This is a genomic window from Sphaerospermopsis reniformis (genome assembly GCF_005402885.1).
Taxonomy (GTDB): Bacteria; Cyanobacteriota; Cyanobacteriia; order Cyanobacteriales; family Nostocaceae; genus Sphaerospermopsis; species Sphaerospermopsis kisseleviana.
Window position 1 is genome coordinate 12,814 of record NZ_BJCE01000046.1, and the last position, 16,755, is coordinate 29,568.

Here is a 16,755-nt window from a genome sequence, read left to right on the forward strand (position 1 = left end):
TCTCTGCGGTTCGTTTTTATAAGAAAAATCTCACGCAAAGACGTAAAGAAAGAGAAGTGTTATTCATCCTTACCTAGTAATATTGATTTAACATGAGTTAAAAAAGCAAGAGAATTGAAATCAGTTTTATCTCGAATATGTTTAAAACTTGCAGATTCACTAACTGATTCATCCCCGATTAAATTTTGATAGGGATCTAACTTTAATTGCATATTCCCTGATTTTTCAGATTTTTCATAACGGGAGAAATGAAACAAAGTTAAACATTGAGTAATTTCATTTTTTAACTTACTTTCATTATCTATTAATCCTGTAAAAATATCCTTATCATCTAAAATTGTACTTTCATACATATTATATAAAGTTGCATAAGACATGACTCCATGATAGTTAACCTCCTTAGCAACCTGTAACCCATTAAATAAATTAAAGAAAATTACAGATTGTTTGTTTCTATCCTCTGCTAAATTAGTCAACTCTAAAGTATCCTGAATGTATAAGGATGTAGATTTAAAATTTCCCACTTTTACTGCATAGTATTTTTCAAAAAACATCGGGTAAATTTTGATATCATGTCTTTCTTTTTTCAAAGATTGAATTACATTTTGTGACATGAAGAATAATTCTTCATCTTTTTCTGCTTGAGTAATGTGTAATGTACTACTGTAGGGAACTTTTGCAATATAAATAAAGTGTCTGTACCCTCTTTTGTAAAGTTTGTCCACATTATCAACTACAACTGTAGGATATTCAAACATTTTTTGATGATCGTCGTAGTTTTCTGAGAAAGTTTTGAAGAGTTGAAACCTTACTTTGTTGTCTTCTGTTTGTATGGTGATAATTTCACCTATTAAGTTAGATTTTTTTTCATCTACTCCGAAACGACGATCACTTTCCCGACTAGAAACAACGATGATCGCAAGTTTATTAAGTTTCGGAAATCTAAAATTATCCGTTGGTAAGAATGTGAATTTTTTGGGAACTACGGAATATAATGAACTGAGAACATTAGGAATTTTAAAGCTGATTGTTTTGGGGTTTGTAACCACTATCCCTTGTTCATTGCAGCGATATCTTTCATTCAATAAATGAGATAATACTTTGGTTAGATCAACTATAAACTTTTCAATGATTGCAGTTTCATCCGTTTTTTCTTTGAGGTGTATTCTAATTAGTGGTATAAATGGTTTTGCATCTTCTTTTATTTGTCTTTCTAAAATCACATGAAGACAAAGATATGCTAGTAAACTATACACAATCTTGTAAATAAATTCTTGATGCTTTTCTAGCTTTTGTTCTTCCAACCTATGGGGAAATACTAATAAGTTTCTATTTTTTAAGTTGCTTTCATAAAAATTTCTACATTGTTGGTTATCTATTCCTAAAAATATTGCTGGTAAAACTTTAATTCCTGAAGTAATGTCATATTCCATGTCAAATGTTTCTACATCTGGAGTTTCTAAAAAGTGAATTTCGCTAATGGTGATGTTTGCGGGTAGAGTGACAAGGATGTTTGTTTGTGTACTTGGGTTTCCTAAATGAATATATTTTAAACAGTCTTTAAAGTTACCACGCAATGTATTTTTAAATAAAGTATCTCGTTCCGTAATTGTTTCAATATCGTTTTCTAAAATGCTATTTTTGACAGAGATGTGTACCGGATATTGTCTTTCAGGAAATGGTGTTTCTCTTTTAATTAAGTTAGTTAAGACTTCTTTTAATATGTCTACTTTTTTCTGGACTTTAAATTTATCGAAACCTTTTTTTAACTTTCCGAGTAATTCTTTCTTAGCATTTTCATCATCTCCTTTAAATACTGATAATATATCCTTTTCAAATCTCCGTAGAGGATCGTAATTTAATTCTTCTCTTGGATCATAATTTGCTGCTTTTGGATCTTGTGTTGATGCAAATATAAAATAATACAGAAAGGCAATTTTTAAAACTTTGTTGACAAAGTTCTTCTTGTTATTCAAATTCTCTGCAAATTCTTTTATATTCTCTTCACTATTTGGATCTGCGAGGAGAATATCAAGATTTCTTTGAAAAACATTTTTACCTCCATCGGTTTGGACTTTACCATCAAATTTTAATTTTAAACCAAAGGTAAATTCTATTTTTTCTTGGTGTTGATGTTCACTTTCTCCTAAATAACCCTCGACTAAGGGAATAATTGGTAATTTATCATAAGCATCACCACGAGAAAATACTGTTTGCAAATTAAATTTCTCTTGTGCATAGCTAACTTCATATTCTCCATCTGCTTTATTGGGGTTATTAATGTAATCTTCTAATATTTGTAATCTCCTGATCAAGTCTTGTAAATATATTTTAGCTTGGTAGTTTTTAGAACTAGCTTTTTCGTCAATGTTTTCTAGGAGAAATTCTAAATATTTAATTTGTGATAGTTTTTTGAGTTTTCCTAGTGTTTCTTGGTTGACTAGGTTTTGTAGTTGATAAATATCAGACTTTGTATTTTGTTTGAGGTTTTCTAAAATAAATCCTATTTCTTCTCTGTCACTAGAACTTGAAAAGTTAATGTCTATAAAGTTATTCAATCCGGTTAATAATGCTGTGTAAAAATCTTTTGGTTTATCTACAGAAATTTTAACTTTATGCGCTTTTAGTAGTTGTTTCTGTTTTGCTTTATCGTCTTTTTTGACTGTTAATCTTTGTTTTTGTAAATTTTTAGAGGGTAGAAATTCATAACTCAAGTCTAATTTAGTTGGTTTTCTATCTGTTTGAAATGTTTGTAAGTCTGTCAGTAAATTTTGGATAAATTCAAATCTATCCATTGATTTACTATTGGGATTTTGCTGAATAGCTAATGTTAATTGATATTGAATATAACCTGTAATTTGTCTAATTTTCTCTCGAAATGAAACTTCAGTACCGGGAGTAAAATTCAAAGTTGCTGAACGTGCTGCTTTTTGGTTTCCCAATGGGTTATGAGGAGTTAATTTAATAACTTCATTAACTACTTCATTAATATCAACCTTAACTCTTTTATTATCAGCAGAAATTCTAAATATCTGCTGATTTTTTAATACTCTGAGTATTTTATCTAATAAATCAGTATAATCCACATTTGCTAAGTCTGGATTTATTGCTATTCTGTTCATCTGCGCTTTTCTTGATGGATTTAATATTATACTATCAAAAATAATACATCTAGTAAATTTGACAAGTCAATACGTAAAAATCCTTAAATAAGGTGGAAATTAACCACCTTATGTTTTTGAGAGTTTGTCAAATACAAGACTAAATCAAAGCTGCAACCTTCCCCAACAAACCCGCAAACAAGCGTAAACCATCAGTATTACCTAATGCTTGATCTGCTGCGCGTTCAGGATGTGGCATCATTCCTAACACATTACCTTGCAAATTGCAAATCCCTGCAATGTTATTTAATGATCCGTTGGGGTTTTCTCCGTGATAACGAAATACCACTTGTCCGTTATCTTCAATTGCTGCTAAAGTATCCTTATCAGCGTAAAATCGGCCTTCTCCGTGGGCAATGGGTAAAGTGATCACTTCTCCCTCTGTATAACCATGAGTCCAAGGTAAATTATTACGCTCAACTTTTAAGGGAGAGCGATCGCAAATAAAATGCAAATCTCGGTTTCTCGTTAACACACCCGGCAACAAACCAGCTTCAGTTAATACCTGAAATCCATTGCAAATACCGATGACAAACTTACCTTTTTGTGCGTGGTTGACAACTTCCTGCATTACAGGGGAGAAACGAGCGATCGCCCCACAACGCAAATAATCACCGTAACTAAAGCCCCCAGGGACTATAATTACATCTATATCACTAATATCCGTCTCTTGATGCCAAACCATCCGTGTTGGTTGTCCGAGTAAGTCTCTAGTCACATACGCGGAATCACGGTCACAATTAGAACCAGGAAAAACTAAAACACCGAATTTCATAAATAAGGGAATAGGGAATAGGGAATAGGTGACAGGTGACAGGTGACAGGTGACAGGTGACAGTAAAAAAGTTTTTACCAATTACCCATTACCAATTACCCATTACCTAAAAAACACCAGTTTGAGATTCTACTTCAATCAAATCAAAACGATAGTTTTCGATCACAGTATTTGCTAACAGTTCCTCACACATATTTTTCACATCTTGATTCGCTATAGCTTCATCGGGTGCAATCGTGGTTAATTCAATATATTTACCAATTCTTACTTGTTCAACGGTTTCATGTCCCATTTGTTTTAAGCTAGTTTGTACGGCGACACCAGCAGGATCGAGAACTGAAGGCCGAAGAGTCACAAAAATTTTAGCTAAATACTTCCTTTGCATGAGGGGGGTAACTTTTGCTGAATGGTGCGATCGCTATCCTATAACTTTTATGTTCCAACTGAGTGAAAATAGAATCACAGACTGGTTAAAGTTAATCTATCAACCAGCCAATCAAAAAAGCTCATATCAGATATGGTAACTTAAACTAGTCACATAAGATACAAAAAAATTTTTATTTTCCAGTCCCAATCTAAAAGCCAAAATTACTATGAAAGCTATACGTACCCGCAGTCAAGAGCGAATTTTAAACCTATTGAAAAACATCAAACAAGGAATTTCCGCACAAGACATATACATAGAATTACGTAACTGTAGTCAAAGCATGGGTTTAGCCACAGTTTACCGTTCCCTAGAAGCTTTGAAACTCGAAGGTAAAGTACAGGTGAGAACTTTATCTAATGGTGAGGCTTTGTATAGTTTAACCCAACAAGATAAACATCATCTCACCTGTTTACAATGTGGTCTTTCCATACCTATCCATCAATGTCCAGTCCATGAACTAGAAAACGAGTTACAAACCAGCCATAAATTTAAAGTATTTTACCACACCCTAGAATTTTTCGGACTGTGTAATAAATGTCAGGAAGTAGGTGACAGGTGACAGGTGACAGGTGACAGGTGACAGGTGACAGGTAAGAGTTTTTATTAAGGGACTGACAAATAAAAAAATATACAAGTGTTTCTTGTGGTGCGGGTATCTTGCCCGCTAATTATACAGGGCAGGCAGGATGCCTACCCCACAAGATGAGATAATAACCTAGTCCCTATTCTCCAACAAAGAATGAGAACCATTGGGAATATCAGAGACAATAGAACGAATACCTTCTAAAGTAGCAGGTATGGTGCGAGGGTCCATAAACACCACCTTGCTACTATCACTTTTACCAATAGTTGTACCCATATCTAAATAACCTAGTGCAAAGAGAACTTCTAAAGCTTTGTGTGCATCTGGGTTAGTTTGCATCCTTTGGGCTATAATTTCTGCTGACTCCGCGATCGCCTGTGCTTTCAAAACCTGCTGCTGTCTTTCCGCTTGCGCCTTTAAAATAAGTGCTTTTTGTTCCGCTTCCGCTTGTAAAATTATCGCCTTTTGTCGCGCTTCCGCATCCAAAATTTGAGCATCTGCTTTACCTCTAGCACTATTTACCGCCGACTCTCGATCACCTTCAGATGTTAAAATTGCTGCCCGTTTCCGTCTTTCTGCGGACATTTGCAATTCCATAGACTCTTGCACAGCCTTAGATGGGATAATATCTCTCAATTCCACTCGTGTAACTTTTACACCCCAAGGATCAGTAGCAATATCTAAATCTCTCAGCAGAATTTCATTAATTTGAGTTCTGGCAGTAAAAGTCTGATCTAACTCCAATTGTCCCATTTCCGAGCGAATTTGAGTTAAAACCAAATTAACCATCGCTGACTGGAGATTTTCTACCTTATAGTAAGCTTTCTCCATATCCACGATCCGCCAATACACCACCGCATCAACAGTAATGGAAACATTGTCACGGGTGATACATTGCTGAGGAGGAATATCTAAAACCTTTTCCCGAATAGTTTGCTTATACACAATGTTATCGAAAAAAGGATTAATCATATTTAAGCCTGGACCAAGCTTTTTCTTATAACTACCCAAACTTTCCACCAAAGCTTCATCACCTTGATTAATCACTCTAATTGATTTGAGGACAACAGTACCGCCCCCAAAAGCCAAAGCAAGTAACAATAAAAACTGACCCATTTTGATAAATCTCCGCAAATACGGTGCTTTGAAAACTCTTATCTGTCACCTGTCATTTGTCACCTGTCATAAAATATTTTCTGGCATTACAATCAAAGTCGTACCTTCTCTACTGACCACATAAACTTTTTGCCCTGGTGCTAAACTGAGTTTGTCATCATCACATCTAGCCCGCCAGGAATTACCCTCATATAGTACCCGTCCCGCCTGACCTGGTAAAATTTCTGTTAAAGTTTCGCCAATCACTGCATCAGAGATTTTTGATCTGCGTGTTGGTGGTTGTAAAAACCTGCGGGAAAACACAACTAAAACAGTGGAAAGCAACAGCCAAAGAATAACTTGTAGCCATAAACTGCTCAAACCCAAATAAGAAAGTAGCGCCACCGCAAAGGCACTAATTCCCATCATAAATTCTACAAAGGCAGTTGGTAACAAAAGTTCCATCAAACACAGGATTATTCCTGCTACCAGCCAGATTAAGGTAAAAGTTGGCATAACGCCATCCCAGACAATAAAAACAAAAAATTTAACCCCAATATTATTTTGTGATTAACTACATCTCAACCATCACTATTTACGGAAAGAAATTTTTGATTTCCAAATTTTTGCTTTCAAGTACAAACCTATCAACAAGAGCATACAAACATATTTGATTCCTATTCTAGTAATTAACATCCCAATTTGATCTAAAATCACCTGAATTTCTTTATAATTTATACACTCACAACTCAAGCTCAAAAATAGAATATGTAGCATAAATAAAACTTTGAGTATTATACTTAAACTTCTTTTAAAATTATTAAATCTTTATAATTTCTGACTTAACTATTCTCTTGACTCAGTGCAGGGTGCAGGGTGCAAAGTATAAAGTGCAAAGTACAGAAATTAGTTCTTCTTCCTCCTGACTCCTGTACGGGCGTTCGCGAAGCGTGCTGGAAGCATCAGCATTCGGGTGATAAATTATTAATTTTTGTCCAAGGTTGTTTTCCGAACGCTTCGCCCCTACGACTCCTGACTCCTAACTCCTTAGTTTATACATTTATGATTTCTACTGAACGGATAATTCATTGTATCAATCCCGACTGTGAAAAACCCATTAATAATCTAGGCGATCGCACTTGTAAAAATTGCCAAACACCCATAGTTTACCGCTATCTGTGGGCGATCGGCACAAACGCAGCCAACATACCCCCGGAAACAAAAATTGCCGACAGATATGAGGTAATTACACAGCAAATTTGGCTAGATACCCAACCAGGAAAACCACCAGAAATACCATCAGAACTGCCACCGACAGTTATCCCCTACCTAAAATTATATCCACAAAAGTTACACATCCCCCAACCCTACGGATTTACAACTTCTACAACCGAAGACACAGAAGACACAAATGATATTCTCTTATTAGAAAATGCACCTATAGATACAAAAGGCAATCTCTACCCCATCATTACCGAAGTATGGGAAGAAGCAAAAGCAGTTAGACAATTATACTGGCTATGGCAAATTCTCCAACTGTGGAAACCCTTATCAGAACTGGGAGTAGCTGCAAGCTTACTATCACCAAATAACATACTCGTTCAAGGTTGGTGTATCAAATTACTAGAACTATACCAAACAACAGAAACACTTACCTTGCAGCACTTAGGGCAATCTTGGCACTCATGGGTACTGGTAGCAAAAGCCGAAATAGCCCCTGGTTTAAGTAATATCATCCAGCAGATGTGCCAAGGTGAAGTAGATTTTACTACCATTAGCCATCAACTTAATCAATTATTACTAGCATCAGCAGCAGAATTACCATTAATGGTGAAAGTTGCTGGGTTTACAGATGCAGGTCTTGTGATGAAACACAATGAGGACAGTTGTTTCCCTAATGCTACTGATAAAATAGACAACTATTTAAACCAGCATCTATCAGTAGTTTGTGATGGTATTGACGGACATGAAGGTGGCGAAGTTGCCAGTCAACTGGCAGTTCAGTCATTAAAATTACAAATCCGTGCTTGGTTACAAGATGTAGCCGAACAAACAGAAATTGTCCCCCCAGATTTGTTGCAGCAACAACTAGCGGCTAGTTTGCGGGTAGTAAATAATATGATCTGGTCACGCAACGACGAACAAAACCGCCAAGGTAGAGAACGCATGGCCACCACGTTAGTCATGTCCATACAATTACCGCAACGTATAGTCACCAATACAGGATGGGAATCAGAAAATACTCATGAACTTTATATAGCTAATGTTGGTGATAGTCGTGCTTATTGGATTACTCCCAGCTATTGCCAACTACTAACCATAGATGATGATATGGCAACCAGGGAAGTGTGTTTTGGTCAAAGTTTGTATCGTCAAGCAATCACAACAGCTAACGCCCATGCACTCACCCAAGCATTAGGAACAAAAGAAGCCGAATCTCTACAATTTGCCATCAAACGCTTTATTTTGGAAGAAGACGGGATTTTATTATTATGTTCCGATGGTTTAAGTGATCATGATTGGGTAGAAAAATCTTGGCAGAATTATGTAATTCCCCTGTTAACAGGTAAACTGACAGTGGAAGATGCAGCACGTAACTGGGTAAAATTGGCAAATGAAAAAAACGGTCAAGATAATACATCTATTGTTCTCACGGTTGTCCGTACTTCCCAAGCCCATTTAGTACCTGTTACACCTGTACCAATAGTATTAGAAACGTCAGAAACAGAGAAAGTAGGGATCACAAGCACAGAAATAGAAAACTTTGAAGCGCAAGCACCAGCAGTAGATTATTTAGCAGAGAGTTCCCTAGCTTTAATAGATTTGAATCTAAGTGAAGAATCAGCTTCTACTCCTGTTAAAGCAGCAAATCGGGGTAAACTGGTCTTAGTTTTAGGCGGATTTTTAGCTTTGTTGGTTGGAGGTACAAGTTTAGGTTTATTTGCTTGGTGGCAACTTCAACCCCAGTCTTTTGGGCGGTTGTGTCAGCAACTTCCCCCAGAATTACAACAATTCTGCCCCCAGCGCCAATAAGCTATATTTCTTGAATGTCAAGATATGGTAAGATCAACCAAGTCAATCAATTCAGTAATCAAGAAAATTAGGTATAAATAATACTATGAATATTGGCGATCGCGTTCGTGTAAAAGAGTCGGTAATAGTTTATCATCATCCTGAGCATCGGGGTCAGGGTTTTGACATCAAAGGATCAGAAGGGGAAATTTTTGCTGTTGTTACTCAATGGCAAGGCAGACCTGTCAGTGCTAACCTGCCAATTTTAGTTCAGTTTAGCAAAAAATTTAAAGCTCATTTACGTGAGAATGAATTAGAGGTTATCAATTGATAATTGATAATTGACAATTGACAATTGTTTCATTCAAGCTTCAAAGTCTCTCCTTCCCAGAAGAAAAAAAGAAAAAATTTACTATTTCCCAATCCTCTTACTTCCAGGTAAGGCGAAGTAATTGTCAATTGTCCATTTTTACAGCACTTTCTGGTGTTATGAGGTACACCACGGGCGGGCAAGATGCCCACCCCACAAGAGTTTTATTATTAAAATTTGTACCTCATAGCAATGGAATCTGCTGTAATTGTCCATTGTTAAACTAAATCTATCTCAATCAAATCAAAAATCCTCAGCGGCGAAAAAACCACCCCATAATATTGAGTTCGCCGCGCATTTTTTCTAAATCTCTACGGTTTTCGGCTGCGGTTGTGTAATACCATTCACAATAACGTTTAAATTCCGAACGAGTCTGAACTTCGTGGTAAAATTCTACAGTTGTTTGGTGAACTGCAAACACTTCCTCAACTTCCGGCTGAGGTGATGGGACTATATATGGTAGTTCTTTACTCATAGGTTATTAGTCATTAGTTATTAGTCATTGGTTATTAGTTATTGGTTATTAGTGAATTTTTCCCAGTCACCAGTCACCAGTCACCAGTCACTCACAACCAACCCCGCAAACCATAAACAAAACGTCCAATATATTCTTTTAAAGCACTGGTAAATTGATTCAAGTTATCAGAGTCAGGGAATAAATTTAGTATAGCGGCTTTGGGAGTGCTGGTTAATTCTTCCAACTCACCCCGACTAACAAGAAAATCAGTGGGTGCAGGAATAACATCAATATTTTGACGCTGAAAAATTTTGAGCGATCGCGGTGTGTGCATAGCCGAAGTTACTAACAATACTTTTTTAATTCCTCGTTCTCCGAGAATTTTCTGCACATTAACAGCGTTTTGATAGGTGTTTAAAGAATCAGGTTCTTGAATAATCGCTTGGGCTGGTATACCCAAAGATGTAAGAATAGTAGCCATATCTGCTGATTCTGGAGAACCGCTACCACGCCAATCAATGCGACCACCACTTAAAATAATTAGAGGTGCTTTTTTTTGCCGATAGAGTTGAGCCGCATAAATCACGCGATCGCCCGCTTCACTTAAATCAACCGTCGGACGAGGCCAAACCGCTGATTTAGTAGCACCACCCAAAACCACAATAGCTTCAGCTTGGGGTATTTCCGTCATGGGGATATTTTGCCATTCTAGCGATCGCACCAGATTTTTAGCCATCCAAGCATTACCACAAACCAATAATAAAGTTAAAGATAGGGAAATACAAACAGCGGCAATTTTTGGACGTTTCCACAAAGTTACCAAAGCCACTATTAAACTAACACAAGCTAATCCCAAAGGATAAAAAAATAGAGGTAGTAATTTAGAAAGATATAGAAACATTATTTTGAATAACTCAGGAGTTAATTAAGATCCAGATCCCCGACTTCTCCAAGAAGTCGGGGATCTGTCCACTTTATATTTTACATTTAATGATGTTTATCTACCTATCACCAATTAATATTCTAACAGCTTTTTCTATTACTATAGATGCCGCTGGGCAGTCTGTACAGGATTCAGAATAGTTACTTTATCTTGCCAATTTAACGCTGATTTTTTTCTTGGAGAAGCACTTTGATTTTGAAATAATACAAAAGCCGCTACAGCTATTAAAAAATAACCAAAATATTTTTGTAATTTTTTACCATCAATAAATTGAGATAAATAAGCACCAAAAAAACTACCCAAACTAGCAGAAATCACAAAAGATACGATTAAATTCCAATCTAAATCCACCTGTCCTAAATAACCTAAAAAACCAGAAATTGCATTAACAACTAAAATTAATAAAGAAGTACCAATAGCTTCTTTTATAGGTGTTTTACCCAAAATCACTAAAGCCGGCACAATCGCAAAACCTCCTCCAACTCCCACTAAACCTGTTAATATTCCCACAGCTAAACCTTCAGTTAACAACCATAACCAACAATACTGACAAACACGAGGTTGATAAACTTCGATTTTGATATTTTCTAAGTGATCTTCCGAAGATAATTTAGTGGAATTTTGCAAACTTCTCTTAATCATTAAACTTGCTGCTATCAGCATCATAATTGCAAACAGCAGCATTTGTAAATTATCAGTAACAAATGGTAAACCTGCAATTTTTGCCCCTAAAAAAGCACCCAACATAGTAGCAGAACCGAAAATAAATGCTTTTTTAAAATTAATATTTCCCTTTTTTCAATGAGGAATTAAACCAATTAAACTCACAGTACCTACAATTACTAAAGTCATAGCAATTGCAGGTTTTGTTGGTACTCCCATTACATAAACTAAAATTGGTAAAGCTAAAACCGAACCACCACCACCAATTAAACCTAAACTAATACCAATTCCCGTTGCTAAAATATGTCCTAATATCCACATCATAATAATTCGTAATTCGTAATTTTTAGGTAAGTATTCAGGATACAGAATAAAGGATTAAGAATTAGAGTTTTCGATTTATTCTTGATAATTGATACAAAAACTTACTTTTGTAGCTCACTACTACAAACAAATATTCTGACTCCTGACTCCTGAATTATTACAAAGAAAAATTAACCACGTTGGTTATAAGGTAACTTAGCTAATAACATACCCATTGCACAGGTATTTGTCACCCCTGCAAATACCAAACCAGCACCCACAAAACCGCTTAAAATTAAAAACCAGGGAGAAACAAAAGCACCTAACACAGTTCCTATAAAAACTAAAAAACCTGCAACTATTTGTACTTGTTGCATAATACTAATAGGAGCATTTTTATTAACTTGAGTCGGATATCCTGACTGTTTCCAAGCAGTAATTCCACCTTGTAACTGACAAAAATCTACAAACCCAGATTGAATTAATTTTTGTGCTGCTTTATTGGATCTATTTCCAGATTGACAGTAAATAACAACTTGTTTACCAGGAACTAATTTGATTTTTTCTGGTTGAAATTGAGAAAGTGGTAAAACTTGAGAACCAGGAATATTTTCACCTGCATATTCTGAAATTTCTCGCACATCTATTAAATGTACTTGCTGTTTTTCTATTAACTCCTTAACACCAGCAGCATCAACAAATTGTAATTCCTGTTTAGTTGAAGTATTCATTTCTCAAAACTCCTCAAAATCCTATTTACTAAATATTAAAAACTCTGCCATTAAAAACTCTGCGTACTCTGCGCCTCTGGGTGAGAAATACCCTAAAATATTAAACTGCAATAGCATTTCCACACTTTTCATTTGCTGGAACAGCAGCCATCATTTTTTGCGGATTAGGTAAATTTAACCCATTCATTAATTGAATAAAACAGTCCCGATTATGTCCTTTAAATCTAGGATTATATTGCTTTTCTTCCCCAATAGTTGAAACTGTAAAACCTTTATAATCATGTCCAGGATAAACCAAAGTTGCATCAGGAAGAGTAAACATTTTTTGGGTAATGACATCAAATAAAATTCCCGCATTACCACTTTGAAAATCGGTTCTTCCACAACCGCGAATTAATAAAGAATCGCCGGTTAATAATCTTTCTTTGTTTAATAAATAAGCTAGATGACTATCTGTATGTCCTGGTGTGGCGATCGCTTCAATTACAATAGAATCTAATTGTAAAATTTCCCCATCTTGCATTTGTTGATCCGCGCAACTCGCTGGTGCATTTGCTGGTACAACTCCCAAACATCCAGTTAGTTCACGTAATTTACCCGTACCTGTGATATGATCTGCATGGATGTGAGTTTCTAAACAGTAGCGTAGTGTTAAACCTAACTCCTCAATTAGCTTTAGATCCCGTTCTACCTGTTCCAACACCGGATCTACTAAAACTGCTGCTTTTGTTGTCTTGTCAGCAATTAAGTAAGTATATGTACTAGATTCTCTGTCAAAAAGTTGGCGAAATAACATATTTACACCTGAATTTTTTCCCTAATGATATGATTCTATTACTATATAGTAAAATGGTCAATATAAACTTATAAAATTTTTTTTGGTTTTTTATGTCAGATATATTTCCGGGCGCTCTTAATCATGTTGCAGAATATTTCAAAGTGCTATCTGAAGTCAGTCGGTTACAGGTGTTGTGTTGTTTAAAAAATGGAGCGAAGAATGTAACCCAAATCATAGCTGAGACTGGACTAGGACAAGCAAACGTATCGAAGCATCTTAAAATTTTAACTCAAGCGGGTATTGTCAAAAGAACACCCGAAGGAGTCAGCGTGATTTATGAAATAGCTGATCCGATATTATTTCAATTGTGTGATTTAGTATGCGATCGCCTACAAGTGAGACTCGAAGAACAAACTAAGCAGTTAGAGAAACTCAAACTTTAGGAGTCAGGAGTCAGGAGTCAGGAGTCAGAATAAAGATTTTTCTGTTCCCTGTTCCCTGTTCCCTGTTCCCTTTGATTAACTAAACTGCTCTTCTGCATCTAAATTAAATAGCATTTGCAGAGTTCTCATACAATTACGTCTAGCTTCAACATCTTGCTGTGACCGTAATTGTACCATGGGATCATGTAAAATTTTATTCACTATTCCTCGTGTGAGAGCTTCAATCACTTCTTGGTGTTTTTCACCAAATTCTGACCCTAAGCGAGAAAGTGCTTTTTGTAATTCTTGCTCGCGGATGTTTTCCACTTTATTCCGCAAAGAACTGATAGTAGAGACAGTTTCTAAACTCCGCCACCACACATCAAAATCTGCCACCTCTTCATCTAGGATTTTTTCAGCTTCCTGTGCCATTTTACGACGACTTTCGTAGTTTTGCGCTACAACAGCTTTTAAATCATCCACATTAAAAGCCTGGACATTTGGCAAATCGTTTACATCTGCATCAACATTTCTAGGTACAGAAATATCAAATAACATCAACGAGTGGTTAGGATCTAAAACCATTTCTAACTTAGCACGATCCAAAATTGGCTCTGTTGAAGAAGTGCTAGTAAATACTATATCACTATGGGAAACCACAGATATCATTTCTGGTAACAGATGTATTTTAATAGGTACTTCTGAGAACTGCTTTGCTAATTCTTCCGCACGTTCACGAGAACGGTTCACAATAGCAATTCGAGTTGCACCTTTAGAAATTAGGTGTTGTACAAGTAACCGCGACATTTTCCCCGCACCGAGAATAGCGATCCGATAGGGAGCTAAATTTTCTACCTTAATTTGCGCTAATTCCACAGCAGCGGAACTAATAGAAACTGCACCAGTACCAATACTGGTTTCTGTACGGACTCGTTTACCTGCGGTGATAGCTTGTTTAAATAAGCGATTTAAAGTTGTTTTTATACCATTAAATTGTTGTCCCAGTTTGTGAGTATTTTTCACCTGAGCCAGAATTTGACCTTCACCGAGAACCAAACTATCCAAACCAGCAGCAACTCGCATCACATGAGTCACAGCGTCAGAGTGCATCAAAGTAAATAAATGTTGACGCAAAGATATGATAGGTAATTTGCTGTGTTCTGCCAGAAACTGAGTAACCTCCTGAATACCGTAAGTAATTTCACTGCTAACAATGTAAATTTCTAGACGGTTACAGGTGCTAAGGATAGCCACCTCATCAATATGGGGATAACTGAGGAGATGAGCGATCGCACCTTCGGTTTGAGGTTCAGGAATACTGAGTTTTTCTCTTACTTCTACTGGGGCTGTTTTATGGCTTAACCCCACCACTGCAATATTCATCTTTTATTTCTTAAATTCTTAAATGGATAATTTGTAATGGGTAATGGGTAATTGGTAATTGGTAATGGGTGGTAATAAATTTTTCCAATCACCAATCACCAATCACCAGTCACCAATCACCAAAAATTAGTGCAGTTGTACGATCTTGGGTTGCTCATTCATGTGAATGGTATCTACAAAGCGAGCAGTCTTAGACTGGCTAGAAATAACCAAACTTTGAGTTCTAGAACCACCGTGGAAGAAACGTACACCTTGCATCAAATTACCAGAAGTGATACCACAAGCAGCAAAGAGAACAGTTTCACCAGATGCCAATTCATGAGCATCATAAACCTTATCTGGGTCAGTGATACCCATAGAAGCTAGACGATCTAAGTTAGATTGTTTGCTTTCACCGATCAAACCGGTTTTCACAACTTCAGGATCATAGATTAACTGACCTTGGAAGTGACCGCCTAAAGCACGCATAGCAGCGGCAGAAATTACACCTTCAGGAGCAGCACCAATACCCATCAGCGCGTGAATGTTAGTACCAGCAAAACCGCAAGATAAAGCTGCACCTACGTCACCATCAGAAATTAATTGTACTCTTGCGCCAGCTTCGCGGATTTCTTTGATTAAATCGTTGTGGCGTTCGCGCTTCATCACAACTACTACCAGTTCTTCAATAGAGCGACCTAAACACTCAGAAAGAATCTTCAAGTTTTCGGTAGCTGACTTGTTGATATCAACCTTACCCTTAGCTGCTGGGGGTGCTGCTAACTTCTTCATGTAAAAATCAGGAGCAGCAAACAGACCACCTTTTTCAGAAATTGCCAAAACGGCCATTGAACCAGGTTGTCCGTAGGCTACCAAGTTAGTACCTTCGCATGGGTCAACAGCGATATCAATTTCAATTAATTCATCAGGATTGCATTGTGCTTTAGCTTCGGGATTAGCACAAATACCTACTTCTTCACCGATGTAAAGCATGGGAGCGTCATCACGTTCACCTTCACCGATCACAATGCGACCGCGCATATAGATTTTATTCATGCGTTCGCGCATAGCTTCCACTGCTACCTGGTCAGCAGTGTTCTTTTCACCCTTACCCATCCACTTTGCAGAGGCGATCGCTGCTTGCTCCACAACCTCAATAATCTCTAAACCAATTGTATTTTCCACAGGACTGCCCTCTCAGTTGCTGATATTAGCGTCGTTTTTATCTGACCATTTCAGTCTTTAAGTCTACCAAAGTACGGATACATATAGAAAAAAGTTAAGTTTTACTGCTATTAATTATCCCAAGTGGTCAAAATGCTAGAAAATAGCAGTAATTTTGTATTAACCTAAGTTGCTAGTTAAGAATAGGGGGCAGGAGGTTAGTAGCTAGTTACTGTTTTCTTAACCAAGAATAACAAATACTCACATTTGCTGAAAATTTCCTGTCATCTTTTGCTTTGTGACAGAATTACAGTAAAATCACTGTATGCTACTAGGATTCAAAACCCAACTCAAAGTTAACAAGCAACAACGACTACTACTAGCGCAACACGCAGGAGTAGCCAGACACGCTTGGAATCAAGGGTTAGCACTTTGTCAACAGGTATTATTACATAACAAACTGCAACCAGAAGAAAAAATCAAATTTCCCACAGCCATAGATTTACACA

At 36.6% G+C, this 16,755-nt stretch carries 16 protein-coding genes and 1 pseudogene; 5 read left to right on the forward strand and 12 right to left on the reverse strand.

Translation table 11 applies throughout. The features are described 5' to 3' along the window. Positions 1-59: 59 nt before the first annotated feature. From FFR48_RS09040 to purS, 3 genes are all read right to left on the reverse strand, one after another. The gene (locus tag FFR48_RS09040; protein ID WP_137667133.1) at positions 60-3,122 is read right to left on the reverse strand and encodes a hypothetical protein; all 3,063 of its coding nucleotides are present in this window, start codon (positions 3,120-3,122) and stop codon (positions 60-62) included. Between the two features lie 139 nt (positions 3,123-3,261). Further along, positions 3,262-3,936: a phosphoribosylformylglycinamidine synthase subunit PurQ gene (purQ, locus tag FFR48_RS09045; protein WP_096572034.1), complete on the reverse strand. Its 675-nt coding sequence runs from the start codon at positions 3,934-3,936 to the stop codon at positions 3,262-3,264. 106 nt (positions 3,937-4,042) lie between these two features. Then, positions 4,043-4,321 (reverse strand): phosphoribosylformylglycinamidine synthase subunit PurS, encoded by a 279-nt coding sequence (gene purS / locus FFR48_RS09050; protein WP_096572035.1) that lies wholly within the window; start codon positions 4,319-4,321, stop codon positions 4,043-4,045. A 208-nt stretch (positions 4,322-4,529) separates the two neighbouring features. On the opposite strand from purS, the gene FFR48_RS09055 reads away from it, so the two are divergent. After that, on the forward strand, positions 4,530-4,922 hold the full coding sequence (locus FFR48_RS09055; protein ID WP_096572036.1) for a Fur family transcriptional regulator: 393 nt from the start codon (positions 4,530-4,532) through the stop codon (positions 4,920-4,922). A 156-nt stretch (positions 4,923-5,078) separates the two neighbouring features. Here the strand turns inward: FFR48_RS09055 and FFR48_RS09060 are convergent, their stop codons facing one another. Both FFR48_RS09060 and FFR48_RS09065 read right to left on the reverse strand, forming a co-directional pair. Further along, a complete protein-coding gene (locus tag FFR48_RS09060; RefSeq protein WP_096572037.1) occupies positions 5,079-6,062 on the reverse strand; it encodes an SPFH domain-containing protein in 984 nt (327 codons plus the stop codon). Positions 6,063-6,128: 66 nt separating this feature from the next. Next, positions 6,129-6,557: an NfeD family protein gene (locus FFR48_RS09065; RefSeq protein ID WP_096572038.1), complete on the reverse strand. Its 429-nt coding sequence runs from the start codon at positions 6,555-6,557 to the stop codon at positions 6,129-6,131. 546 nt (positions 6,558-7,103) lie between these two features. On the opposite strand from FFR48_RS09065, the gene FFR48_RS09070 reads away from it, so the two are divergent. Together FFR48_RS09070 and FFR48_RS09075 are read left to right on the forward strand one after the other, a co-directional pair. Beyond that, positions 7,104-9,074 carry a PP2C family protein-serine/threonine phosphatase gene (locus FFR48_RS09070; protein ID WP_137667134.1) on the forward strand — a complete coding sequence of 657 codons (1,971 nt, stop codon included), beginning with the start codon at positions 7,104-7,106 and terminating at the stop codon, positions 9,072-9,074. A gap of 85 nt (positions 9,075-9,159) precedes the next feature. Then, entirely contained in the window at positions 9,160-9,384 is a 225-nt protein-coding gene (locus tag FFR48_RS09075) for a ferredoxin-thioredoxin reductase variable chain (RefSeq protein WP_137667135.1), read from the forward strand. Between the two features lie 292 nt (positions 9,385-9,676). Here FFR48_RS09075 and FFR48_RS09080 read toward each other — a convergent pair whose 3' ends face one another. The 5 genes and pseudogenes from FFR48_RS09080 to FFR48_RS09100 form a co-directional block, all read right to left on the reverse strand. Continuing rightward, on the reverse strand, positions 9,677-9,898 hold the full coding sequence (locus FFR48_RS09080; RefSeq protein ID WP_096572041.1) for a hypothetical protein: 222 nt from the start codon (positions 9,896-9,898) through the stop codon (positions 9,677-9,679). Between the two features lie 91 nt (positions 9,899-9,989). Then, positions 9,990-10,781, reverse strand: a complete 792-nt coding sequence (locus FFR48_RS09085; protein ID WP_137667136.1) for a YdcF family protein — start codon at positions 10,779-10,781, stop codon at positions 9,990-9,992. 141 nt (positions 10,782-10,922) lie between these two features. Continuing rightward, positions 10,923-11,810, reverse strand: a pseudogene (locus tag FFR48_RS09090) (sulfite exporter TauE/SafE family protein). 170 nt (positions 11,811-11,980) lie between these two features. Further along, positions 11,981-12,520 (reverse strand): rhodanese-like domain-containing protein, encoded by a 540-nt coding sequence (locus FFR48_RS09095; protein ID WP_137667137.1) that lies wholly within the window; start codon positions 12,518-12,520, stop codon positions 11,981-11,983. A gap of 100 nt (positions 12,521-12,620) precedes the next feature. Continuing rightward, a complete protein-coding gene (locus tag FFR48_RS09100; protein ID WP_137667138.1) occupies positions 12,621-13,316 on the reverse strand; it encodes an MBL fold metallo-hydrolase in 696 nt (231 codons plus the stop codon). Between the two features lie 92 nt (positions 13,317-13,408). Here FFR48_RS09100 and FFR48_RS09105 point away from each other — a divergent pair, with 92 nt between their 5' ends. Next, the gene (locus FFR48_RS09105; protein WP_137667139.1) at positions 13,409-13,741 is read left to right on the forward strand and encodes an ArsR/SmtB family transcription factor; all 333 of its coding nucleotides are present in this window, start codon (positions 13,409-13,411) and stop codon (positions 13,739-13,741) included. Between the two features lie 75 nt (positions 13,742-13,816). Here the strand turns inward: FFR48_RS09105 and FFR48_RS09110 are convergent, their stop codons facing one another. Both FFR48_RS09110 and glpX read right to left on the reverse strand, forming a co-directional pair. Continuing rightward, on the reverse strand, positions 13,817-15,103 hold the full coding sequence (locus tag FFR48_RS09110) for a glutamyl-tRNA reductase (RefSeq protein ID WP_096572047.1): 1,287 nt from the start codon (positions 15,101-15,103) through the stop codon (positions 13,817-13,819). A gap of 126 nt (positions 15,104-15,229) precedes the next feature. After that, positions 15,230-16,267, reverse strand: coding sequence for a class II fructose-bisphosphatase (gene glpX / locus FFR48_RS09115; RefSeq protein ID WP_137667140.1), 1,038 nt, complete (start codon positions 16,265-16,267; stop codon positions 15,230-15,232). A gap of 304 nt (positions 16,268-16,571) precedes the next feature. On the opposite strand from glpX, the gene FFR48_RS09120 reads away from it, so the two are divergent. Next, a partial coding sequence (locus FFR48_RS09120; protein ID WP_162501864.1) for a helix-turn-helix domain-containing protein occupies positions 16,572-16,755 on the forward strand: 184 nt, incomplete at its 3' end.